This is a genomic window from Saccharothrix sp. S26 (genome assembly GCF_021390395.1).
GTDB lineage: Bacteria > Actinomycetota > Actinomycetes > Mycobacteriales > Pseudonocardiaceae > Actinosynnema.
In genome coordinates, this window is the sequence record NZ_JAJUWT010000004.1 from 379,313 (window position 1) to 402,233 (window position 22,921).

General features: G+C 71.5%; 19 protein-coding genes. 10 read left to right on the plus strand and 9 right to left on the minus strand.

Annotated elements, in window-relative coordinates:
* Window positions 1-28: 28 nt before the first annotated feature.
* Together LZG04_RS08940 and LZG04_RS08945 are read right to left on the minus strand one after the other, a co-directional pair.
* The gene (locus tag LZG04_RS08940; RefSeq protein WP_233815190.1) at window positions 29-748 is read right to left on the minus strand and encodes an ABC transporter permease; all 720 of its coding nucleotides are present in this window, start codon (window positions 746-748) and stop codon (window positions 29-31) included.
* A 65-nt stretch (window positions 749-813) separates the two neighbouring features.
* Complete coding sequence (locus tag LZG04_RS08945) at window positions 814-1,752, minus strand: ABC transporter ATP-binding protein (protein WP_233815116.1); 939 nt, start codon at window positions 1,750-1,752, stop codon at window positions 814-816.
* 137 nt (window positions 1,753-1,889) lie between these two features.
* Between LZG04_RS08945 and LZG04_RS08950 the strand changes: the two genes are divergently transcribed.
* Window positions 1,890-2,516, plus strand: a complete 627-nt coding sequence (locus LZG04_RS08950; protein WP_233815118.1) for a DUF998 domain-containing protein — start codon at window positions 1,890-1,892, stop codon at window positions 2,514-2,516.
* The gene (locus LZG04_RS08955; RefSeq protein ID WP_233815120.1) at window positions 2,513-4,537 is read left to right on the plus strand and encodes a glycosyltransferase; all 2,025 of its coding nucleotides are present in this window, start codon (window positions 2,513-2,515) and stop codon (window positions 4,535-4,537) included. The genes LZG04_RS08950 and LZG04_RS08955 overlap by 4 nt, the downstream gene beginning before the upstream one ends.
* A 183-nt stretch (window positions 4,538-4,720) precedes the next feature.
* Here LZG04_RS08955 and LZG04_RS08960 read toward each other — a convergent pair whose 3' ends face one another.
* Window positions 4,721-8,368, minus strand: coding sequence for a patatin-like protein (locus tag LZG04_RS08960; protein ID WP_233815122.1), 3,648 nt, complete (start codon window positions 8,366-8,368; stop codon window positions 4,721-4,723).
* Window positions 8,369-8,596: 228 nt separating this feature from the next.
* Window positions 8,597-10,165: a polyprenol phosphomannose-dependent alpha 1,6 mannosyltransferase MptB gene (mptB, locus tag LZG04_RS08965; RefSeq protein WP_233815192.1), complete on the minus strand. Its 1,569-nt coding sequence runs from the start codon at window positions 10,163-10,165 to the stop codon at window positions 8,597-8,599.
* Between the two features lie 110 nt (window positions 10,166-10,275).
* Here mptB and LZG04_RS08970 point away from each other — a divergent pair, with 110 nt between their 5' ends.
* Genes LZG04_RS08970 through LZG04_RS09005 form a run of 8 tightly spaced genes read left to right on the plus strand, consistent with a single transcriptional unit; the run spans window position 10,276 to window position 16,888 of the window.
* Entirely contained in the window at window positions 10,276-10,977 is a 702-nt protein-coding gene (locus tag LZG04_RS08970) for a metalloregulator ArsR/SmtB family transcription factor (RefSeq protein WP_233815124.1), read from the plus strand.
* A complete protein-coding gene (gene sufB, locus LZG04_RS08975) occupies window positions 10,974-12,419 on the plus strand; it encodes a Fe-S cluster assembly protein SufB (protein WP_233815126.1) in 1,446 nt (481 codons plus the stop codon). The genes LZG04_RS08970 and sufB overlap by 4 nt, the downstream gene beginning before the upstream one ends.
* A gap of 1 nt (window position 12,420) precedes the next feature.
* Window positions 12,421-13,596 (plus strand): Fe-S cluster assembly protein SufD, encoded by a 1,176-nt coding sequence (gene sufD, locus LZG04_RS08980; RefSeq protein WP_233815129.1) that lies wholly within the window; start codon window positions 12,421-12,423, stop codon window positions 13,594-13,596.
* Entirely contained in the window at window positions 13,593-13,913 is a 321-nt protein-coding gene (locus LZG04_RS08985; RefSeq protein WP_233815131.1) for a non-heme iron oxygenase ferredoxin subunit, read from the plus strand. The genes sufD and LZG04_RS08985 overlap by 4 nt, the downstream gene beginning before the upstream one ends.
* A 34-nt stretch (window positions 13,914-13,947) precedes the next feature.
* Complete coding sequence (sufC, locus tag LZG04_RS08990; protein ID WP_233815133.1) at window positions 13,948-14,721, plus strand: Fe-S cluster assembly ATPase SufC; 774 nt, start codon at window positions 13,948-13,950, stop codon at window positions 14,719-14,721.
* Window positions 14,722-14,778: 57 nt separating this feature from the next.
* Entirely contained in the window at window positions 14,779-16,056 is a 1,278-nt protein-coding gene (locus LZG04_RS08995; RefSeq protein ID WP_233815135.1) for a cysteine desulfurase, read from the plus strand.
* Complete coding sequence (sufU, locus tag LZG04_RS09000; RefSeq protein ID WP_053721365.1) at window positions 16,056-16,499, plus strand: Fe-S cluster assembly sulfur transfer protein SufU; 444 nt, start codon at window positions 16,056-16,058, stop codon at window positions 16,497-16,499. The genes LZG04_RS08995 and sufU overlap by 1 nt, the downstream gene beginning before the upstream one ends.
* Complete coding sequence (locus LZG04_RS09005; protein ID WP_073894741.1) at window positions 16,496-16,888, plus strand: metal-sulfur cluster assembly factor; 393 nt, start codon at window positions 16,496-16,498, stop codon at window positions 16,886-16,888. Before sufU ends, LZG04_RS09005 begins: the two co-directional genes overlap by 4 nt.
* 92 nt (window positions 16,889-16,980) lie before the next feature.
* On the opposite strand, the gene LZG04_RS09010 is transcribed toward LZG04_RS09005, so the two are convergent.
* The 5 genes from LZG04_RS09010 to LZG04_RS09030 all read right to left on the minus strand — a co-directional run bounded on the left by LZG04_RS09010 (window position 16,981) and on the right by LZG04_RS09030 (window position 22,431).
* Window positions 16,981-17,394 (minus strand): CBS domain-containing protein, encoded by a 414-nt coding sequence (locus LZG04_RS09010; RefSeq protein WP_233815137.1) that lies wholly within the window; start codon window positions 17,392-17,394, stop codon window positions 16,981-16,983.
* 57 nt (window positions 17,395-17,451) lie between these two features.
* Window positions 17,452-18,561 carry a glutamate--cysteine ligase gene (locus tag LZG04_RS09015; RefSeq protein WP_233815140.1) on the minus strand — a complete coding sequence of 370 codons (1,110 nt, stop codon included), beginning with the start codon at window positions 18,559-18,561 and terminating at the stop codon, window positions 17,452-17,454.
* 83 nt (window positions 18,562-18,644) lie between these two features.
* The gene (locus LZG04_RS09020) at window positions 18,645-20,348 is read right to left on the minus strand and encodes a GGDEF domain-containing protein (protein WP_233815142.1); all 1,704 of its coding nucleotides are present in this window, start codon (window positions 20,346-20,348) and stop codon (window positions 18,645-18,647) included.
* 41 nt (window positions 20,349-20,389) lie between these two features.
* A complete protein-coding gene (locus LZG04_RS09025; RefSeq protein ID WP_233815144.1) occupies window positions 20,390-21,463 on the minus strand; it encodes a lycopene cyclase family protein in 1,074 nt (357 codons plus the stop codon).
* The gene (locus LZG04_RS09030; protein WP_233815146.1) at window positions 21,463-22,431 is read right to left on the minus strand and encodes an MASE1 domain-containing protein; all 969 of its coding nucleotides are present in this window, start codon (window positions 22,429-22,431) and stop codon (window positions 21,463-21,465) included. Before LZG04_RS09030 ends, LZG04_RS09025 begins: the two co-directional genes overlap by 1 nt.
* Window positions 22,432-22,921 lie beyond the last annotated feature (490 nt).

Below are 22,921 nucleotides of genomic sequence, written 5' to 3' on the forward strand. Positions count from 1 at the left end.
CCACCACCTGAGAACCGCCGCCCGGGGGTCAGCTGAGCTTGGTGGTCTTCACCGCCAGCGCGCCGGCGACCACGCCCCAGACCACCAGCACGGCGACGTGACCGAGGTCGGGCGCGGTCCCGTCGACCACGGCGTCGTGCAGGGCGAGGGCCAGCGCGGCTGACGGCAGGGCGTCCACGACGGTCGCGAGCCACGCCGGCAGGGCGGCCACGCCGAGCGCGACGCCGCCGATGAGCAGCAGCGCGAACCACACGATGTTGGCCAGCGCGAGCACGATCTCCGCCCGCAGCGCGCCGCCGAGCAGCACGCCCAGGGCCCCGAACGTCAACGTGCCGAGCACGATCAGCGCCACCGCCCACAGCAGGCCGGTCACGGAGGGTGGCTGCCAGCCCAGCAGCAGGGCGATCACGGCGATGACCACGACCTGCACGGCGACCACGGCCAGCGCCGCGACGACCCGCCCGGTGACGAGCAGCCAGCGGGGCAGCGCGGTCGCGGCGAGGCGCTTGAGCACCCCGTAACGGCGGTCGAAGCCCAGCGCAATCGCTTGCCCGGTGAACGCGGACGAGATCACGGCCAGCGCGAGGATGCGGGCGGTGGCCGAGCCGACGCGCGGGTCGGGCACCGGGATGACGTCCATGAGGCTCATCGCGACCAGCAGCGCCACGGGGATGAGCAGGGTCAGCAGGATCTGCTCGCCGTTGCGGAGCGTGAGCACCGTCTCGGTGCGGGCCTGGGCGAGCAGCATCCGGCCGAGCTTGCCGCGGCCGGGCGCGGGGGTGAACGTGCCGGGCGCGAACGAAGGCGAGTCGGTCACGAGCGCAGCTCCCTGCCGGTCAGCTCCAGGAACACGTCCTCCAGGCTGCGCCTGGCCACGGTCAGCTCCTCGGCCAGCACGCCCTGCTGGGCGCACCACGAGGTGACCGTGGAGAGGACCTGCGGGTCGATGTTGCCGTGCACGAGGTAGGTGCCACGGCTGGCCTCACGCACCTGGAGCCCTTCCGGCAGGGCGTCGCGCAGCAGCGTCAGGTCCAGGCCGGGCCGGGCGCGGAAGCGGAGCTGCCGGTCGTCGGCGTGGTGCTCGGTGAGCTCCGCCGGGCTGCCCTGGGCCACGACGCGGCCCGCGTCGACGATGACGACGTGGTCGGCGAGCGCTTCGGCCTCGTCCATCAGGTGCGTGGTCAGCAGCACGCTCACGCCGTCCGCGCGCAGCGCCGACACCAGCTCCCACACCAGGCGGCGGGCCTGGGGGTCCATGCCGGCGGTCGGCTCGTCCAGGAACACCAGCTCGGGCCGCCCGACGAGGGCGCACGCCAGCGACAGGCGCTGCTGCTGCCCGCCGGACAGCCGCTTGTACGGGGTGCGCACCGACGAGGAGAGGCCGAGCACGTCCAGCAGCCACGCCGGGTCGAGGGGGTTCGCGGCGCACGCGGCCACGAGGCGCAGCATCTCGTCGGGCCGCACGCCGGGGTAGCCGCCGCCTCCCTGCGGCATCACGCCGATGCGGGGCCGCAGCCGGTCGCCGTCGCGCCGGGGGTCGAGCCCGAGGACGCGGACCTCGCCGCCGTCGGCGGACCGGAAGCCCTCGCACACCTCGACGGTCGTCGTCTTCCCCGCGCCGTTGGGTCCGAGGAGCGCGAGGACCGTGCTGGTGTCCAGGGTGAGGTCGAGTCCGTTCACCGCGACGGTCGAGCCGTAGCGCTTGACCAGCCCCGACACTTCCACGGCAGGGTGCTGGGGGTGCGGGCTCACGACGGGGAAGCGTAGGGCGTGGCCCGCCCCACCCCGGTGGTGGGGTCAGCCCCACCAGGGTTCTCCGGGTGGCTTCAGGGTCGTCTCGGGGGTGTTCCCGATATCTTCGGTCACCATTTCCGACCAGGATTTTCCTCGTGGTGGAGATCCGGGGGAAAAGACGGGCGGCGGTGTTGCCGCTGGCTGTCGTGGGGCTCGTGCTGTCGCTGTTCCCGATTGTTTACCTGCACGTGGCGTCGGTCGGTGAGCTCAGCCCGATCGCCCACACGATCAGCGACTACATCTTCGTGGACGACGGCAGCGGGCTGCTCGCCGTCACGTCCGTCACGCTGGCGGCGGCCTCGGCGGGCCTGCTCATCGCCCTGATCCGGTCGGGTTTGCCCAGGCGGGGACCGGTGGCGGTGCTGATGGGGCTGTGGTCGGCCGGGCTGGTGGTGGCCACCGTGTTCCCGACCGACCCGACCGGCACGCCCACCTCGTTCTCCGGCGCGGTGCACCGGTACGCGGGCGCGGTGATGTTCGCGAGCCTGCCGCTGGCCGGGTGGCTGATTTCCCGGACGTTCATCTCCAGCACCACCCTGCGCCGCATTTCCGTGGCTGCCGGCGTCACGTCGGTGGCATTCATGGTCAGTCACGTCTCGGTGGTGTACCCGGGCAGCGGCGCGGTCGTGCTCGGGCTTTTCGAGCGCGTTTTGTTCGCCTTGCTCTACGGCCTGCTGTTCGCCCTGGCCTCCGCCGTCCTGCGCCGCGAGGAGACGTCATGACGTGGCTCGCCGTCCTGCTCGCGGTGCTGGGCGCCGTGTTCTTCGCCTTCGCCGCACGCCTGCAACACGACGCCGTGCGGGCGAGCGAGGGCGCGTTGAAGGTGCTGGAGCTGCTGCGCAGGCCGCGGTGGCTGCTGGGCCTGGTGTTGCTCGTCCTCGGCGCCGGTGTGCACGCGGCGGCGCTGGGCATGGCGCCGTTGAGCGTGGTGCAGCCGGTCGGCGTGGTGGCCATCGGCATCACCGCGGTGCTCGACGGTCGCCGCCGTGAGCTGCCCGCGGTCGCGTGGACCACGTTCGGCGTGGGCGCGCTCGTGCTCCTGGCCGCGGGCAGCGCCACGTCCACCGCGGTCGTGCCGGAGGCCGAGGTGAAGGCCGCGCTGCTGGCGCTCGGCCTGATCGCGGTCCCGGGCCTGGTCGGCGTGCTGTCGACCCGCCCGGCGGTGCGCGCCCTCGGGTTCGGCGCGGCCGGCGGCGTCGCCTACGGCTTCGTGTCCGTGCTCATGCGGTCGGTGTCCCAGGACGTCCAGCAGGGTGGCCTGGCGTGGTCGACCGCGTTCTCGGCGGCGGGCATCGTCGCCGCCCTCGTCGTCGGCGGCTGGTTCATCCAGCACGCCTACGCCAGCGGACCGCCGCACGTGGCGGTCGCCTGCCTCACCGTGGTGGACCCGCTCGTGGCCGTCGGCATCGGCGCGGGGCTGCTCGGCGAGGCGAACCGGACCAGCGCCCTGGTCGGCGCCGCCGAGCTCGTCTGCGCCGCCGTCGCCGTCGGCGGTGTCGTGGCGCTGGCCCGCACCCGAACCCTTCCCGCAGTTCCCACCAGATCGGAGACGACAGTGACCAACGGACGCGCCATGCGGATCGTGATCGCCGCGGAGACGTTCCCCCCGGACGTCAACGGCGCGGCCCGGTTCGCCCACCGCCTCGCCACCGGACTCGCCGGCCGCGACCACGACGTGCACGTCATCTGCACGTCACCGGACGGCGTGGCCCGCACCGAGCGCGCCGACGGGATCACCGTGCACCGGCTGCGCTCGCACCGCACGCCGTTCCACCGCACGTTCCGGGTCGGGCTGCCGTGGGAGGTGCGCAAGGACGTGGGCGCGCTGCTGGACGAGCTGCGCCCCGACCTGGTGCACGTGCAGGCGCACTTCGTGGTGGGGCGTTACGTGCTGCGGCACGCGGCGGCGTCGGGCATCCCGACGGTGGCGACGAACCACTTCATGCCGGAGAACCTGTTCGGCCACGCCCGCGTGCCGGCGTGGTTGCAGGGCATGGCGTCGCGGTGGGCGTGGCGCGACCTGGGGCGGGTGTTCGGGCAGGCCGACGTCGTGACCGCGCCGACGCCGCGGGCCGTGCAGCTGTTGCACGACAACGGGTTCCCGGAGCGGGCGGTGCCGGTGTCATGCGGCATCGACATCGACCGGTACCGGTCACGCCGTCCCGTGCGGCACACCGACGCGCCGACCGTGCTGTTCGTGGGTCGGCTGGACGAGGAGAAGCGGGTCGACGAGCTGCTGCGGGCGCTGGCCCTCGTGCCGCGGCTGCACGCCGAGATCGTCGGCGACGGCTCGTGCCGCGCGGAGTGGGAGCTGCTGGCGCGTGACCTGGGCGTTGCCGACCGCGTCCGCTTCCGCGGCTTCGTGAGCGAGTCCGAGCTGCTGGACGCCTACGCCGCCGCCGACGTGTTCTGCATGCCGGGCATCGCCGAGTTGCAGAGCCTCGCGACGATGGAGGCGATGGCCGCGGGCAAGCCGGTGGTGGTGGCGGACGCGATGGCGTTGCCGCACCTGTGCAAGCCGGGCCGCAACGGCTGGCTGTTCACGCCGGGCGACGTGCGGGGCCTGGCCGACCGCCTGCACGCCGTGACCGCCGACCCGACCGTCACCGCCCGCATGGGCGCGGCGAGCAGCGACCTGATCGCCGCCCACGCCATCGACACCACCCTGGAAACCTTCGAGTCCCTCTACGCCCGCGCCCTGGGCCTGCCCACCGTCCCCCGCACCCCCGCCCTCGCCGCCTAACCCCCGCGCGAGTCCTACCTCCAGAACGCGAGAGTCCTACGTTCAGAACGCGAGTGTCCTACGTTCAGAACACCCGAATTCAACGCTCAGAACGCGAGGTCGGGCCCGCAGCCCGTGCTGAGCGTTGAACTCACGGGTCCTGAACGTAGGACTCTCGCGGCGTGAACGTAGGACTCTCGCGGGTCAGTCGAGGTCGGTGCCCGTGGTGGAGAGGCGGGCGGCGCGGTGGGCGACGCGGTGGCCGGTGGGGGTCAGGCGGGGGTGGCCGGTGGCGTCCAGCTCGGTCAGGAACTTGAACAGCATCCCGTGGCCCTCCAGCCGCTTCAGCAGCGCCTGGTCGACGTCGTCGGGGTCGAAGTCCACGATGGACATCTGCTCCACCAGGGACTTGGCGATCGTCCGCCGCGCCCGCAACGGCACCCACCACGTCGTCACGAGCAGCAGCACGAGCCCGAACGCCAACGCCGTGCCCAGCACCGCCTCCCACCCGGTGAACCGCAGCGAGAACACCTGCACCACCGCCGCCACGAGCAGCAGCACGGACCCGTACACGGCGGCCCACCCGGCGGTCGCGGACGCGGGCGGCTCGGCGGCCTCCGTGTCCCACACCCCGTCCACCTGCCGCCACCGCCGCAGCGAGCTGCCCAGCACGTACGACGTCACCCCGCCGAACAGGATCGCCACCGCCGTCCCGATCACCACCAGCGCCGGGCTCAGGTCGTACAGCCGGTACCGGACCACGGCCCACACGCCGACCACGATCGCCGCCGCCACGAGCACCCGCACCAGCAGTCGGGGCTTCAACCGCACCTTGCCCAGCACGGCCAGCGGCGTGCCCACCGGCGCGGGCAGGCTGCCGATGATCAGCAACCCCACCACGACCAGCAGCACGCCACCCACCGCCACCATGCCCGTCACGGCCTGGTCACCGGTCTCCCCGGACGCCAACGCGTCACGGGTCCGGTCGATCGCCACCGTCACCAGCGGGATCACCGGCGACAGCAGCACCAACCCGTGCAGCAGCGTGCCGGACCGCAGCGCCGCGTAGCCGAACGCGGCCAGCAGCGTGCCGCCGCCGAACGCCGCCGCCGGACCGACCGCCCACGGCGGCAGCAGGTCGAACAGCGACAGCACCAGCAGCGCGCCGCCCAACGCGAACCCGAGCAGCCCCAGGAACTGCGCCAACCGGCCGCCCCTGGTCAACCCGGTGATCGTCCAGTACGGCAGCAGCGCCGCCCCGCGCAACGTCCTGGTCAGCGGTTTCGCCGTGCCCAGCCCGGAGTTGTCGCTGTCGGCCACGGTGACCGCCACCGCCGCGGCCGTCGCCGCCGTCCGGATCACCTGGTCGCTGCTCGCCTCCTGCACCAGCGGCTCGCGCCCGATGCCCGCCCGGTCGAACGCGCTCAACCCCCGCACGCCCACCTCGACCCGGTCCGCGTCCGTGCGCACGGGCAGCCGGGCCAGCAGCGCGGCCTGCTCCTCCAGGAACAGCTCGCCGCGCGAGCGCCGGTCCGCGCCCTCGTGCCGGTCGGCCAGGATCGCGGCGCGCAACGCGGGCAGCTCCTCGCAGATGATCCGCACGTGCAGGCCCCACGCGGCCAGCTCGGCCAGTGCCGCGCACGTCGGCGGGTGGTCGCCGTCCGGGTCCGCGTAGACCTTCCCCAGCTCCGCCTTCGCCCGCTCGACGCACGGCGCGAGCTCGTCCGGCAGGCCGTCGCCGAACAGCTTCACCACCAGCTCGTCCACCTTGGCCGCGGCACGGTCGAGGGGGTCGCCGCCACCGCCGGTCAGCCGGTCCACGCGCAGCAGCCGCTTCGGGTCGAACACCACCTTGCACAGCATCGTGGCGCCGTCGAGCCGGCCCCAGATCCAGTCGTTGACCCGCCAGGACCGCTTGAGGAACCCGGAGAACCGGTGCAGCGACGCGCCACCCGCCTTGTCCTCGGCGGTCAGGCTGTACTCGGCGAACGCGTTGCGCGTCTGCAGGCTGATCTGCACCAGCTCCACGGCCTGGTCGAGGCCGCCGCGGGTGTCGTCGGCCAGGCACGTCGTCGCGACCTCCAGCGCCAACGCCCGCGACAGCCACAGCTCGCCCGCCACCAGCCCCGCCGCGGCCTCGGCGTCGGTGCGCGGCCCGGTCAGCAGCCGGTGCCACGACCGCAGCTCGCCCACCCGCAGCTGCTCGTCGTCGAGCTGGTCGAGGATGTCGTGCGCGTCGCCGAGGACGCCCGCGATCCGGTCCACCTGCTCCCGCACCCGGCTGCCGACGCCGTCCGGCTCGGCCAGCATCTTCTCGGCGAACCGGCGCACCCGCCGTTCCCAGTACTCCTGGTCCAGCTCCTCGGCGCGGCCGGTGGTCCAGTGCTCGTCCAGCTCGACCCGGGCGGCGCGCAGCTTCGCGCGCACGTCGAACAGGTTCGTGCGGGCCATCGCCAGCCGTTCGGCGTCCGGCATCACCCACACCAGGCGCTTGAGCACGTCCATCGCGGCGGAGGCGAGCCGTTCGGCCATCGTGATGCCCCACGGCCAGCCGTGGTCGGGCAACGCGGCCGGCTGTGGTTCGGTCGGCACGTACGGCAGCTTGCCGTGCTCCGCGCGGTACTCCCGCTGCGCCGCCTCGGCCGCCGCGCGGACCCGTTCGAACGTCCAGCCCGCGGCGTTCGCGCCCGGCACCTGGAACTGGCGGGTCGTGACGTCACGGGCGGCGTGCCGCATGCGCACGTCCTCGTAGTGGTCGTGCAGGGTGGCGGCCAGCGCGTACAGCTTCTCGGTGACCGAGCCGCCCGACGCCAGCCGGTCCAGCAGGGCGTTGCGGCCGCCGCGGCGGGAGGCGGCGTTGCGGTTGTGCTCTTCGATGCGGTCGACGTAGGTGCGCCCGCTCTGGCTGGTCAACGCACCCAGCAGCTTGCCGCCGGTGGCGATGGTGCTGGGCAGCGCGCCGTCCACCGGGGCCACCGGTTCCACGACCGCCTCGGGGGCGTGCGGGAACACCAGCAGCATCACCCGCCTCACCGGGCCTTCGGCGGGCATCCGGTCGATGGCCTCCAACGCCTCCTTGGTGGGCGTGTTGACCAGGACACCGCCGTCCACGGCGTACCGGGACCGGTTGTCGGTGTCGTTGGCCCAGGACGCGACCTCGGCCATGTTCGGCTTGTCGCCGTCGGGCGCGCCGGGTGCGACCGGGATGAACGACGGTTCGAACGCGAACGGGAACGACGCGGAGGAGCGCGCGGCCAGCGCGAGGCGGCTGACCAGCGTGGGCAGCTTGTCGGCGGCGAAGTCGTCGCGGCCGTCGGGGTCGCGGCGGAACGAGAAGCTGCCCTGGTGGGTGGCCTGCACGAGGGTCTGGCCGAGGTCGTCGTGGGTGACCGTGGGCACGCCCGCGAGCAGCGTCGTGGTGATCCGCAGGTCGACCGGGCGGTCCTCCTGCGGGGTGAAGTCGGTGGTCAGGCGTTCGAGCGCTTCCTGGAGCCGGGGGAGGAAGAACTCGTCACCCCGGAGCAGGGAGACGGGCTGGCCGCGGAACGGGGTGCGCAGCAGTTGCTCCATCCGTCCCTGCTCGGCCCACAGGTCACGCAGCCGTTCCAGCCGAGCGTTGGCGTTGACCTGGGACAACGCCAACGCGGCCCCGTTGATGCCGCCCGCGGACGTGCCCGTGATGACGTCGGCGCGGGCCGTGCTGCCGACCATGTCCAGCAGGTCGGCGTACGGGCCGTCACCCCGGGTGAGCCGGTCGAGCTCGAGCACGACCCCGCCCATCCACACCGCCAGGCTGACACCCCCGTTGAGCACGACGGCGAACCGGATCTGCTCCCTCGGCACCTCGACCATCAGGCACTCCCTCCCCGCAGCCCCCGGATCCTCCCGCACCCCCTACCTCGCCACCCGCCCCTCCTCAGTTACACGGCGTGTCCTACGCACAGAACGCGCGTGTCCTACGTTCGGAACACCCGAGTCGAGCGTTCAGAACACAGGCCGGCTGACCTGAGCGTTCAACATGGGGTACCGGAACGTAGGACACGCGCGTTCTGGACGTAGGACACGCGCGGTGGGGAAAGGTCAGGCGGAGCCGGGGAGGGGGTCGCGTTTGATCAGGGGGAGCACCTGCTTGCGGGCCACGAAGAGGCACGCGGCGAAGGCGATCAGGGCGGCCAGGACGGCCTGCGGGACGATGTAGGCACGGCCGTCGAACGCCGAGCCCGTCGGCGGCAGGATGACCGCGATCACGGCGCTGGCGGTGGTGGCGAAGACCCGGAAACGGCGTGCCAGAACGGCCGTGGCCAGCGGCAACGCCGCCCACAGCACGTACCACGGTTGCAGCACCGGCCCGAGCACGAGCACCGCGCCCAGGCCCGCGCCGAGCCCGTTCATGGCCTTGATCCGACCCCGGAACGCCTTCCACAGCAGCGTCGCCACGATCACCACCGACACGGCCTGCGTCACCAGCCGCATCAGCACGACCATCGACTCGGTGTGGTTGCCCAGCCCGAGCAGCAGCCCCAGCCCGCCGCCCATGAACCCCATCGCGGTCGGCGGGGACATCCAGCTCTTGACCGTGCTGGCGACGTTCAGCGTCTCGACCCACCCGAACCCGAGCCCGGTGCCCACGCACGTCCCCACCATCACCACACCCGAGATGACCAGCAACAACAACGCCGCCCGCACCAGGTCGGAGAACCGGCCGCCCCACCGCCGCGCGATCATCACGCCCAGGAACCCCAGCGCCAGCGCGGCCGGGATCTTCACCGCCGCACCCATCGTGATCATGGTCGCGCCGAGCACGATCCACAGCAGCTCGTCGCGCGTCATGGGCGTGCCCGGCGTCACGGGCATCCTGCGCAACGCCAGCTCCAGCCCCACCAGCATCAGGCCGATCGCCAGGCCCTCGTTGTGCACGCCCACGACCAGGTGGAACAGCACCAGCGGGTTCGCCGCGCCCAGCCACAGCGCGCTCACCGGCGGCACGCCGAACCGCCGCGCCAGCCGCGGCAGCGCCCACACGATCATCGCCAGGCCCAGCAGCGCCAGCATCCGGTGCAGGAAGATGCCCGGCAGCACGCTGTCGCCGGTCACCATCGAGATGACCCGCCCGGCGGCCAGGAACAGCGGCCCGTACGGCGCGGGCGTCTCGCGCCAGATGTTCGGCACGTTCTTCGTCAGGTCGTGCTCGACGCCCAGCGCCGTGGCGGGGCCCAGCTCGTACGGGTCCTGCCCGTTGGCCGCGATCTGCGACTGCGCCAGGTAGCTGTAGACGTCCCGGCTGAACATGGGCAGCACGAACACCAGCGGCGTGATCCACATCAGCAGCGTGCGGTCGAGCTGGCTGCGCGACACCAGCCGGGGCCTGCCCGGCCGGGCGAACCGGCCCAGCCACAGCCACGCCGACACGATCAGGAACATGCCGGTCCACACCGCGCCCATGGACGCGCTGGGCATCCGCACGAACAGCCCCAGCAGCGGCGTGCCCGGCAACGGGCTGAACACGGGCGCCGCGCCGGACCCGAGGGAGCCGACCGCCATCAGCAGCGCGCCGACGGTGCCCCAGCGGCGGATCACGTCGAGCTGTCGCCGTTCGGGCGCGTCGAGGGGTGCTGCCTCGCCGATCTCGCTCCGGTTCGCCATCACCATTCCGCCCGCCGCCACGTCCGAAGGGTAGCGACCGGCCCCGCCGCGTGACTCGGGTCACCCGATCCCCGCCGATCTTTGCGACCGCCCGCGAAATACGCAACACTGGTGTTGTGAAAAACGCCGGGACCGAATCGACCGCCGTGCCGTCCGGGCACGACGGCCGTACCCGGCACGCCGTCGCACGGCTCCTCCTGGAGCAGGGCCCGGTGACCGCGGCCTCGGTCGCGGAACAGCTGGGCCTGAGCCCCACGGCGGTGCGCCGGCACATCGACGCGCTGGTGGCCGACGGTGAGGCGACCAGCAGGGAGGCCCCGCGGAGGGGTCAGCGCGGCCGGGGTCGCCCGGCCAAGCTCTTCCTGCTGACCGAGCAGGGGCGGGCCCGCTTCGGGCACGCCTACGACGACCTCGCCGTGGCCGCGTTGCGGTTCCTCGCCGAACAGGGCGGGGAGGAGGCGGTACGAACCTTCGCCGAACGACGGGTGTCCGCATTCGTCGACCGGCACCGCGCGGCCATCGTCACCCAGCCCGACGCCGCGGACCGGGCCAAGGCCCTCGCGGTGGCGTTGACCAGGGAGGGCTACGCTGCCTCGGCGCGCCACGTGGGGGCGGGCGAGCAGCTCTGCCAGCACCTGTGCCCCGTGGCGCACGTAGCGGCGGAGTTCCCGCAGCTGTGCGAGACCGAGACGGCGGCGTTCGCCGACCTGCTCGGCACGCACGTCCAGCGCCTGGCCACCATCGCCCGCGGCGATGCCGTGTGCACGACGCACATCCCGAACACACCCCGGATCCCAGATGGAGGGGAGCCCGCATGACTGCCGCTGCCGAGCAGCGCACCACCACAGCCCCGCTCACCCAGGAAGAGACCCTGGCGAGCATCGGCAACTACGAGTTCGGCTGGGCCGACTCGGACGTGGCAGGCGCGAGCGCTCGCCGGGGCCTGAACGAGGACGTCGTTCGGGACATCTCGGCGAAGAAGAACGAGCCCGAGTGGATGCTGGACTTCCGGCTGAAGGCGCTGCGCCTGTTCGACCGCAAGCCGATGCCGACGTGGGGTTCGGACCTGTCGGGCATCGACTTCGACAACATCAAGTACTTCGTCCGGTCGACCGAGAAGCAGGCGGCGACCTGGGACGACCTGCCCGACGACATCAAGAACACCTACGACAAGCTGGGCATCCCGGAGGCGGAGAAGCAGCGCCTGGTCTCCGGCGTCGCGGCCCAGTACGAGTCCGAGGTCGTCTACCACAAGATCCGCGAGGACCTCGAGGAGCAGGGTGTCATCTTCCTCGACACCGACACGGCCCTCAAGGAGCACCCGGAGCTGTTCAAGGAGTACTTCGGCTCCGTCATCCCGTCGGGTGACAACAAGTTCTCCGCGCTGAACTCCGCGGTGTGGTCGGGCGGCTCGTTCATCTACGTGCCGAAGGGCGTGCACGTCGAGATCCCGCTGCAGGCCTACTTCCGGATCAACACCGAGAACATGGGCCAGTTCGAGCGCACGCTGATCATCGTCGACGAGGGCGCGTACGTGCACTACGTCGAGGGCTGCACCGCGCCGATCTACTCGTCGGACTCGCTGCACTCCGCCGTCGTGGAGATCATCGTCAAGAAGGGTGGTCGCTGCCGCTACACGACCATCCAGAACTGGTCGAACAACGTCTACAACCTGGTCACCAAGCGCGCGAAGGCCGAAGAGGGCGCGACCATGGAGTGGATCGACGGCAACATCGGCTCCAAGGTCACCATGAAGTACCCGGCCGTGTTCCTCATGGGCGAGCACGCCAAGGGCGAGGTCCTCTCGATCGCGTTCGCGGGCGAGGGCCAGCACCAGGACGCGGGCGCGAAGATGGTCCACATGGCGCCGCACACGTCGTCCACGATCGTGTCGAAGTCGGTGGCGCGCGGCGGCGGCCGCACCTCCTACCGCGGCCTCGTGCAGGTCAACAAGCGGGCGCACCACTCGAAGTCCACGGTCAAGTGCGACGCGCTGCTGGTGGACAACATCAGCCGCTCGGACACCTACCCCTACGTCGACGTCCGCGAGGACGACGTGTCGATGGGCCACGAGGCCACCGTCTCGAAGGTCTCCGAGGACCAGTTGTTCTACCTGATGTCCCGCGGTCTCAACGAGGACGAGGCCATGGCGATGATCGTGCGCGGGTTCGTCGAGCCCATCGCGCGCGAGCTGCCGATGGAGTACGCCCTCGAGCTGAACCGCCTGATCGAGCTGCAGATGGAAGGGGCCGTCGGCTGACATGGCCGTCACCACCGAAGACCAGCAACACGGCCTGACGGCCCACTCGCACGGTGCAGGTGCTCCCGTCACGTCGCGCGCCGACCACTTCACGTCGTTCGACGTGAACGCGTTCGAGGTGCCCGGGGGTCGCGAGGAGATCTGGCGCTTCACCCCCATGAAGCGCCTGGCGAACCTGCACAACGGCGCCGAGGCGACCGGCACGGCCACCGTCGAGGTCACCGCCGCCGAGGGCGTCGCGGTCGAGACCGCGGCCCGCGGCGACGAGCGGCTCGGCACCGCGGGCACCCCCGGTGACCGGGTCGCCGCCCAGGCGTGGTCGTCGTTCACCGAGGCCACCGTCGTCACCCTCCCCGGTGACGCGAAGTCCGAGCCGACCACGATCACCGTGACCGGCCCGGGCGCGGGCCAGGTCGCCTACGGCCACCTGCACGTGCACGCCAAGCCGTTCGCCGAGGGTGTCGTCGTGATCGACCACCGCGGCTCCGGCGCGTACGCCGACAACGTCGAGTTCGTCGTCGGTGACGGCGCGCACCTGACCGTGGTCGCCATCCAGGACTGGGCCGACGACGCGGTGCACGTCTCCGCGCACCACGCCAAGCTGGGCCGTGACGCCACGTTCAAGCACACCGTCGTCACCCTCGGCGGCGACGTGGTCCGTCTCACCCCGGTCGTCACCTACACCGGGCGCGGCGGCGACGCCGAGCTGCTCGGCCTGTACTTCGCCGACGCGGGCCAGCACCTCGAGCACCGCACCTTCGTCGACCACGCGGTGTCCAACTGCCGCAGCAACGTCGTCTACAAGGGCGCGTTGCAGGGCGAGGACGCGCACACGGTGTGGATCGGCGACGTGCTGATCCGCGCCGCGGCCGAGGGCACGGAGACCTTCGAGCTCAACCGCAACCTGGTGCTCACCGACGGCGCGCGCGCCGACTCGGTGCCCAACCTGGAGATCGAGACCGGCGAGATCGAGGGCGCGGGCCACGCCAGCGCCACCGGCCGGTTCGACGACGAGCAGCTGTTCTACCTCCAGGCCCGCGGCATCCCGGAGGAGCAGGCACGCAGGCTGGTCGTGCGCGGGTTCTTCCACGAGATCCTGCTCAAGATCGGCGTTCCCGAGGTGCGCGAGCGCCTGGAAGCCGCCATCGAGGCGGAACTCGAAGCGGTGGGCGCGTGATCAGGGTGTGCTCGCTGACCGACCTCGACGACCGCAAGCCCGCGGCGTTCGAGGTCGGCGACGAGTACACCCCGGTCGTGCTCGTCCGCGACGGCGAGACCGTGCACGCGCTGCGCGACCTGTGCTCGCACGCCGAGGTCGCGCTCAGCGAGGGCGAGGTGACGCGCAAGGGCGTGGAGTGCTGGCTGCACGGGTCGTGCTTCGACCTGCGCACCGGCCGCCCGTCCTCGCCGCCCGCCACCGAGCCGGTCGACGTGTTCGCCGTCGAACTCCGCGGTGACGACGTCTACGTGGACGTCGCCACCACCACGAACTGACTTCCGCTCGCAACACCAGGAGAACGAAGCACCAATGGCCACTCTGGAGATCAAGGACCTGCACGTCTCGGTCAACACCGAAGACGGAGCCAAGGAGATCCTCAAGGGCGTCGACCTGACCATCAAGGCGGGCGAGACCCACGCCATCATGGGCCCCAACGGCTCGGGCAAGTCCACCCTGTCCTACGCCATCGCCGGCCACCCCAAGTACGAGATCACCTCCGGCAGCGTGCTGCTGGACGGCGAGGACGTGCTGGAGATGACCGTGGACGAGCGCGCCCGCGCGGGCCTGTTCCTCGCCATGCAGTACCCGGTCGAGGTGCCCGGCGTCTCGATGTCGAACTTCCTGCGCACCGCCGCCACCGCCGTGCGCGGCGAGGCCCCGAAGCTGCGCCACTGGGTCAAGGAGGTCAAGGAGGCGATGTCCGACCTGGACATCGACCCGGCCTTCGCGGAGCGCTCGGTCAACGAGGGCTTCTCCGGCGGCGAGAAGAAGCGCCACGAGATCCTGCAGCTCGGCCTGCTCAAGCCGAAGATCGCGATCCTCGACGAGACCGACTCCGGCCTCGACGTCGACGCGCTGCGCGTCGTGTCCGAGGGCGTGAACCGGTACAAGGGGTCCAGTGAGGTCGGCGTCATGCTGATCACGCACTACACCCGGATCCTGAAGTACATCTCGCCCGACTTCGTGCACGTCTTCGCCGCGGGCCGCATCGCCGAGTCCGGTGGCCCGGAGCTGGCCGACAAGCTCGAGGCCGAGGGTTACGTGAAGTACATCGGCAAGCAGGAAGCCGCCAGCATCGGCTGACGTTGCACCTGTCGTGCAACCGTCCGTGAACACGTATCGAGAGGAGGCGTCGGAGCAGTGACCACCACCGCTACTCCACTGGACGTCGTAGGCGTCCGGGCGGACTTCCCGATCCTGGGCCGCACCGTGCGGGAGGGCAAGCGGCTGGTCTACCTGGACTCCGGCGCCACCTCGCAACGCCCCAAGCAGGTCCTCGACGCCGAGCGCGCCTTCCTGGAGACCGCGAACGCCGCGGTGCACCGCGGGGCGCACCAACTGGCCGAAGAGGCGACCGACGCCTACGAGGGCGCGCGGCAGAAGATCGCCGACTTCGTGGGCGTGAAGTACGGCGAGATCGTGTTCACCAAGAACGCGACCGAGGGCATCAACCTGGTCGCGTACGCGATGGGCAACGCCGCCACCGCCGGCCCCGAGGCCGAGCGGTTCCGCATCGGCCCCGGCGACGAGATCGTCGTGACCGAGATGGAGCACCACGCGAACCTCGTGCCGTGGCAGCAACTGGCCGCGCGCACGGGCGCCACGCTGCGCTGGTTCGGCGTCACCGACGAGGGCCGCCTCGACCTGTCCGACCTGGACGAGCTGGTCACCGAGCGCACGAAGGTCGTCGCGTTCACCCACCAGTCGAACGTGCTCGGCACCGTCAACCCGGTGCGGGTGCTGGCGGACGCGGCCCGCGCGGTGGGTGCGCTCACCGTGCTCGACGCCTGCCAGTCCGTGCCGCACGGCCCGGTGGACTTCACCGCGCTCGGCGTGGACTTCGCGGTGTTCAGCGGCCACAAGATGCTCGGCCCGTCCGGCATCGGCGTGCTCTACGGCCGCCGCGAGCTGCTGGAGGCCCTGCCGCCGTTCCTCACCGGCGGTTCCATGATCGAGATGGTGCACATGGCGCGGTCGACGTTCGCGCCGCCGCCCGCGCGGTTCGAGGCGGGCGTGCCCATGACGTCGCAGGCCGTGGCGCTGGGCGCGGCGGTGGACTACCTCAACGCCATCGGCGTGGACCGCATCGCCGCGCACGAGCACCAGCTCACCGAAGCGGCGCTGCGCGGCCTGGCCGCCATCCCCGGCGTGCGGATCGTGGGCCCGACCGACGTGGTGGACCGCGGCGGCGCGGTGTCGTTCGTCGTGGACGGCATCCACGCGCACGACGTGGGCCAGGTGCTCGACAGCCTGGGCGTCGCCGTGCGCGTCGGCCACCACTGCGCGTGGCCCCTGCACCGGCGGATGGACGCCGCCGCCACCGTGCGGGCCAGCTTCTACCTGTACAACACGCTGGACGAGGTGACCGCCCTGGTCGACGCCGTCCGCGAGGCGCAGAAGTTCTTCGGGGTGGCGTGATGCAGTTGCAGCAGATGTACCAGGAGATCATCCTGGACCACTACAAGAACCCCCACGGCCGCGGCCTGCGCGACCCGTACGACGCCGAGTCGCACCAGATCAACCCGACCTGCGGCGACGAGGTGACCCTGCGGGTCTCGCTCGACGGCGACACCGTGCGCGACGTGTCCTACGACGGCCAGGGCTGCTCCATCAGCCAGGCGTCCACCTCGGTGCTGACCGACCTGGTGGTGGGCAAGCCGCTGGGTGAGGCGTTCGAGAAGATGGACGCGTTCGTGGAACTGATGCAGGGCCGCGGCCAGGTGGAGCCCGACGAGGACGTCCTGGAGGACGGCATCGCCTTCGCGGGCGTGGCGAAGTACCCGGCACGCGTGAAGTGCGCGCTGCTGGGCTGGATGGCTTTCAAGGACGCGGTGGCACGCAGCGAGGGAGCGAAGGCATGACCGCCGAAGAAGACGTGGTGCGCGGCATCGAGGGCATGCCCGAACCGCCCGCGCCGAAGGCCGACGTGGCCGCGGTGGACGACGTCGAGGAGGCCATGCGCGACGTCGTCGACCCCGAACTGGGCATCAACGTCGTCGACCTGGGCCTGGTCTACGACATCCGGGTGGACGAGGAGAACGTCGCGCTCATCGACATGACGCTGACCTCCGCCGCCTGCCCGTTGACCGACGTCATCGAGGACCAGACCCGTTCGGCCCTGGTCGGCGGCGGTGGCGGCGGAATCGTCAACGACTTCCGCATCAACTGGGTCTGGATGCCCCCGTGGGGCCCGGAGAAGATCACCGACGACGGCCGCGAGCAACTGCGCGCCCTCGGCTTCACCGTCTGACCCAGGGCATCCATCAGCGCGAAAAAGCGTCCTCGCCGGCTCGGCGAGGACGCTTTTTCGCCCTTCTCCGGCCCGTTCCGGGCGCGTGACCGTCAGCGGGCGTAGACGCGTTCGACGAATTCGGCGATCTGGTTGTCGTTCAGGTGACGGGACAGGTCGGCCTCCGAGACCATGCCGACCAGACGGTGTTCCTCGATGACCGGGAGCCGGCGGATCTGGTGCTCTTCCATCGTGCGCAGGACGTGGGACAGGTCGTCGTCCGCTTCGACCCAGTGCAGGTGACCGGACATCTCGCCCGCCTTCATGGAAGCGGGGTCGCGGCCTTCGGCCACGCAGCGCAGCACGATGTCACGGTCGGTGATGATGCCGTGCAGCTTGTCGTCCTCGCCGCAGATCGGCAACGAGCCGACGTTCAGCTCCCGCATCATCCGCGCCGCGTCACGCAGGCTCTGGTCCTCCTTGATGCACTGGACACCGGTGTTCATGATCTCCCGTGCGGTGGTCATGCCGAACCTCCTTCGTTCGCGTACGACAAGGGTGCCCCCGACCGCCGGGCACACACCTCAGGTCTGCGCCGCCAGCATGCGCACCACGTCCACGAGCGAACCGCGCCGGCGGAACGCCCTGCGTTGCCGCACCGCGCCCGTGCCCTCGATCAGCAGCCGGTCGATGCCGTCGACCACCAGGTCCTCGTCGCCCGCCGCGCGCAGCGCCGGTCGCGTCCAGTCCACCAACGCCCGTGCCATGTCCGCCGCGGGCACCAGCCGACCGGTCAGCGGTTCGATGGCCGCGCCGTCCAGCCCGTCGCGCGCCGCCCGCCACAACGCCGTCCGCAGCTCCAGGTCCGGCACGCGGTGCGCGGGAGTGCCGGACAGCGCCGTCGCCGCGATCGCCCGCACCAAGGCCGCCAGCACCACGGCCTCGTCCACGGTCGCCGCCACGTCGCACACCCGCAGCTCCACGGTGGGGTGGCGCGCCGACAGCCGCACGTCCCAGTAGACCATCGCCGGGTCCAGCGCCGCCCCGCCCGACCGCAGCACGCGCGTGCCCCGGTGGTAGTCCTCCGCCGACTCGAACCACGGTGGCGCGCCCGCCGACGGCCACGGGCTCCACGCCAGGTAGCGCCAGCTCGCGTAGCCCGAGTCGCGGCCCTCGGAGAACGGGGAGTTCGCGCTGAGCGCCAACAGCACCGGCAGCCACTGCCGGAGGTGGTTGCCGATCAGCACACCGGTGTCCTGGTCCGGTATCCCGATGTGCACGTGGCAGCCGCAGATGGTCAGCCCGTCGACCAACGACCCGTACTCGGCGGCGATCGTGCGGTAGCGGTCCGACTCGGTCAACGGCGGTGGCCGGACGCCTCCCAGCACCGGCGTCCCCGTGGCCACGATCCGCGCGCCGTGCGCTTCGGCCAACGTCGCCAGCGCCCGCCGTGCCGCCAGCAACTGCTCCCGCACCTCGGCCATGCTCCAGCAGACCCGGGTGGCGCTCTCCACCTGGTAGAGCGTCATCTCGCGTTGCAGGTCCGGCCCGGCGGCACGGCCTAGCACCGCGCCCGCCAGCGGCACCAACAACCCGGTGTCGGCGTCGACCAGCAGGAACTCCTCCTCGACCCCCACCGACAACGGCAGGTCCGAGACCGCTCGGGGCAGCGGCAGGGCGGTGACCTCGCTCACCAGGGACCTCCCAACTGTGGGTAGTCTTCCTGATGCTATGAGTGACCAGTGGGGCCGCACAGGCGGCTTTGCGGTGAACTTCCCTAACTTACTGCCAGGTGCGGCCCGCCGCGCAGGACGTCGACGTGGTCGCTGCCCGGCCGACCCAGCACCCAACTGGTGCCGCGCAACGACTTCGCGTGCTCCTTGAGCGGAGCCAGCAGCCGCGACACCTCCCGGTACGACGTCACCGACCCGGCCGCGCAGATCAACGTCGCCAACGACAACGTCACCCCGCGCCCCTCCGCCTCGAACGGCACGTCCAGCACACCGGCGGCGAACGGCACGATCTCGTTCAGCCCGGCCACCACCAGGAAGTCGTCCCCGCCGACGTGCCCCACCTGCACACCCGGGAACGACGCCGCGCCATCGGTCAACGCACGCCCTATCGCGCGGATCAGGTCGTCACCCGCCGCGAACCCCGCCGAGTCGTTGACCCGCTTGAACGCGTCCACGTCCAGCCACGCCACCGCGAACAGCTCACCGCCCAGGATGCGCCGGTCCACCTCGCGCGCGATCGAGTCGCTGCCCGGCAACCGGGTCAACGGGCTCAACGCCGCCGCCTGCTCCACCTTCATCTCGGCCACACCGCGCACCACGTCAGCCACCCGCACCACGCCCAGGCAACGGTCGTCGTCGTCCACGACCACCAGGTCGTCGTTGGTCCGCTCCCGGTTGGCGTGCGCGACGACGTCCAGCAGCTCCAACGCGCTGGAGTCCGCCCCGATCAGCTTCGGCCTGTCCGCCAGCCGCGCGGCCTCCCGCTTGGCGTGCAGGGCGTGCCCGAACGGCCCCGTCACCGCCAGCAGGAACCGGTTGCGGTCCACCGTCCACCGCGGCCTGCCCTCGTCGTCCAAGAGCACCACGCCGCTGACCGTCGGCTGGTTCGCCAGCACGTCGCGCACCTCCTCGGACGTCGCCGAGTCGGGCAGCGTGGTCGCCGGGTGCAGGAAGTCGGTCACCTTCGGCCCGGCCTTGCGCCGCAGCGGAGCGGTCATCGTGCTGGTGACCGCCTCCGGGTCGTTGACCTCGCTCAGCACCGCCGCGATCGTCGCGTCCACCTTGGGCCTGCGCTGCGGGCTCGCCAGCAGGTTGCCCTGCGCCAGCCGCACCCCGAGCCGGCGCAGCGCGGCCAGCTGCGGCTCGGTCTCCACGCCCTCGGCCACGACCAGCGACCCCGTGTGCTCGCACAGGTGCTGCAACGCCTGGACCATCGCGAACCGGGCGGGGTCGGCGGGCAGCGCCTCCACCACCTCGCGGTCCAGCTTGATCACGTCGGGGTGCACCTCGACCAGCAGCGACAACGGCGAGTCGCCCTCGCCCACGCCGTCCAGACCGATCCGGAACCCGTCCTGCCGCAACCGTTCGATGCCCTTGACCAGCAGCCGGCGCGGCGCGCGCGAGTACGGCGTGCCGACTTCCACGACCAGGTCGGCCGGGGTGCGCCCCACCTCGCGCAGCGCGCCGTACAGCGGGGCCATCAGCTCGGGCTTGTCCGCGATCGTCAACGCGAGCAGGTTGACGTGCAGCGGGACGCCGAGGCCGTGCTCGGCCGCGTGCCGGACCGCGCGGCACGCGAGCGCCACGTCGGTGTTGGCCAGGTACCCGGCGCGGAAGGCCATCCGCAGCAGGTCCTGCACGGTGCCGTCGTGCGGTCGGGCCAGCGCTTCAACCGCCACGACCCCTCCGGTGTGGAGGTTGAACAACGGCTGGAAGGCGAACCGTACGTCATCCAGCAAGGCGGGCACGGCCCCGATCGTGCCCGGTCGATCTTCTGTTGCCGAGACCGTTAACCAGGTGTTCTCGTACTTTTGGTCGATTGCACAGGGAATGCCAACCGAGCGCGCATGGGCCATGACGTCGCGCCGAACAGCCGCAGCATCGCGTGGACGGTCCCGGGCAGGTCATCGTGCCCGCCGAGGTAGGCGCGTTGGAGACTGCCGGACAATTCGAAAAAGCTGTTGAAGAATTCCGGCACCTCCTCGGGCGGCAACGCGAGCAACGCCGCCAAGCCCCTCAGCCGCAACCCGCGCACCGCCCGTTCCGCCGCCGAGCGCCGCACGGACCGCCCAGCCGCGATCGCGTCCGCCACCACCGGCGCCCGCCGCAACGCCGTCGCCACGCTGTACCCGGTCGCCGGGTGGATCCACCCCGCCGCCGCGCCGAACGCCTCGTCCCGCGGCCGACCGTCCAACGGGATGCGCACCCGTTCCTCGCCCTCCGGCACCCCGATCCCGTGCGCGGCCAGGCGGGCGTGCAACCGCAGGCGCAGCTCCCGCAACGGCAGACCCGGCCGACGGGCCAACGACGTCTCCTCCAGCAGCACCTCGTCCGCCGACACCGGGATCGCGTAGAGGAAGGTGGGATCGGCCGTGGTCGCCGCCGGTGGCCTGCGCCAGTCCATGATCAACGCCTCGTCCGGCCCCACGAACGGCACAGCCTCCGCCGCCGGCACCACCACCCCCACCGCCGTCTGCGCCGCGCGACCACCCGCCGCGCCGGTCGCGTCCACCACCCGTCCGGTCAACCGTCGCCCGCCCGCCAACGTGACCGACGTGCCCGTGCGGTCGACCACCCGACCGGCGACCACGCGCACCCCGTCCGGGAGCCACCGCAACCGCTCGTTGTCCAGCACCGCGTAACCCCGCGCGATCACGTGCTCCGCCGTCGTCACCGCACGGCTCCTCGACGTGCTCACGGCGACCGGCGCGTCGTCCGGCAACTCGTCCGCCCACGTCGCGTAGGTCGCCCGCCACGGCCGCTCCGGGTACGGGTCGACCAGCGTCGTGCCCAGGCCCCTCGCCGCGCACGCCCGTGCCAACGCCCGACCCGCCGGCCCGCCACCGACCACCACCACGTCCACTAGCGCTTCTCCGGCGGCTTCGGCGGCAGCAGGTCGCCCAATGCCAACGGCTGGTAGCGCGCGACCACGTCCGCGAGCTGGTTCACCGTCCGCTCGATCGCCTCCCGTGCCGCGTTGCGCTCCGCGATCACCGCCGACAACAACAGCGCCGTCAACACCGCCGTGCCGTTGAACGCCTGCAAGGTCGCCATCCGCGCCACCAGGTCCAGGTCCGCGAACGGGCCCGTGCTGCGCGCCGCGCCCCGTGCCGCCAGCGTCGCCGCGACCAACGCGCACGGCGCGGTGCCCAGGTGCTGGAAGCGCAGGGCCGCCCAGATCAGGAACGGGAACACCAGGTACATCAGCCGCAGGTCGTGCGTGCTCGCCACGGCCATGACCACCGCCGTGCTCACCACCAGCGCGACGGCCTCCAACCACCGCCGCACGGGGTGGTGGCGCAGCCGCAGGGTGCGGAACGCCAGGACGATCGGGACGAACACCAGCACGCCCAGCGCGTCGCCGGTCCACCACACCGTCCACGTCGACCAGAACGACGCGCCGTCGATCACGTGCGCCGCCAGCAGCGTCCCGGAGCCGATCGTGGCGCTGACCACCATGCCGACGAACCCGCCGAGGAACACGAGGGCGAGCGCGTCGCGCGTGCGGTCCATCTCCGGTCGGAAGCCCGCCTTCTTGAGCAACAGGTAGGCGGCCACCGGGGCGAGGGTGTTGCCGGCGGTGATGAGGACCGTCGCACCGAAGTCGGTGAACGCGGAGTTGGCCAGGAACGAGCCCAACGCGATGCCGGGCCACAGCCTCAGCCCGCCCAGCAGGAGTGCGAGCACCGCGATCCCGGTCGGCGGCCACAACGGCGTCACCTGGTCGTTGACCAAAGCTTGGAGGAGGCCCAGCCGGGCGGCCACGTAGTAGCAAGCCGCGACCACGAGGACGTGGACCGCGTATCGGCCGAGCCGAGGGGAGAGCTGCACCGGCACAGCATCCACCGTTCCCAGGGGGCGCACCACGCCTAGCTGCGGAGACGCCCGGAAGGACCCCCCGATTTGTCTCCGCGTGAGCCGGGGTGTAACTTTCTCTCTGCCAGCGCGGAACGGGCCGGAGAGAGACCGGAACGGAGCGCGGCGAACAAGCCCCCGGGATCGAATCAGCAGCACAACGTGCTGCCTCGGCTCCGGACGGTAGAACAAAGTGAATGCGAAGCGAGTTTGTCGCGGAGCCGAGAAGCCGAAACCGGCCGATTTGACACCGCGAAAACGAACGAGCTAAGCTTCAACCACAGCGAGAAACACAAAGCCCCGGAATGAACCGCGGTAAGACGCGGGACAAGATGGTGAGCGCGTGTTCTTTGAGAACTCAACAGCGTGCCGAATAGCCAGTAAATTTATGAACCTCGTCAAGAGGTTTCCTTTGAGATTGTTACTGGACAACTGACATTACTTGTCAGTGTTGTTCGGAGCGATC

Coding starts and splice junctions, on each gene's coding strand:
- LZG04_RS08940 (WP_233815190.1), bottom strand. CDS start 748: ATGCTGCTCGCCCAGGCCCGCACCGAGACGGTGCTCACGCTCCGCAAC.
- LZG04_RS08955 (WP_233815120.1), top strand. CDS start 2,513: ATGACGTGGCTCGCCGTCCTGCTCGCGGTGCTGGGCGCCGTGTTCTTC.
- LZG04_RS08960 (WP_233815122.1), bottom strand. CDS start 8,368: ATGGTCGAGGTGCCGAGGGAGCAGATCCGGTTCGCCGTCGTGCTCAAC.
- mptB (WP_233815192.1), bottom strand. CDS start 10,165: ATGGTGATGGCGAACCGGAGCGAGATCGGCGAGGCAGCACCCCTCGAC.
- sufB (WP_233815126.1), top strand. CDS start 10,974: ATGACTGCCGCTGCCGAGCAGCGCACCACCACAGCCCCGCTCACCCAG.
- sufD (WP_233815129.1), top strand. CDS start 12,421: ATGGCCGTCACCACCGAAGACCAGCAACACGGCCTGACGGCCCACTCG.
- sufC (WP_233815133.1), top strand. CDS start 13,948: ATGGCCACTCTGGAGATCAAGGACCTGCACGTCTCGGTCAACACCGAA.
- sufU (WP_053721365.1), top strand. CDS start 16,056: ATGCAGTTGCAGCAGATGTACCAGGAGATCATCCTGGACCACTACAAG.
- LZG04_RS09005 (WP_073894741.1), top strand. CDS start 16,496: ATGACCGCCGAAGAAGACGTGGTGCGCGGCATCGAGGGCATGCCCGAA.
- LZG04_RS09010 (WP_233815137.1), bottom strand. CDS start 17,394: ATGACCACCGCACGGGAGATCATGAACACCGGTGTCCAGTGCATCAAG.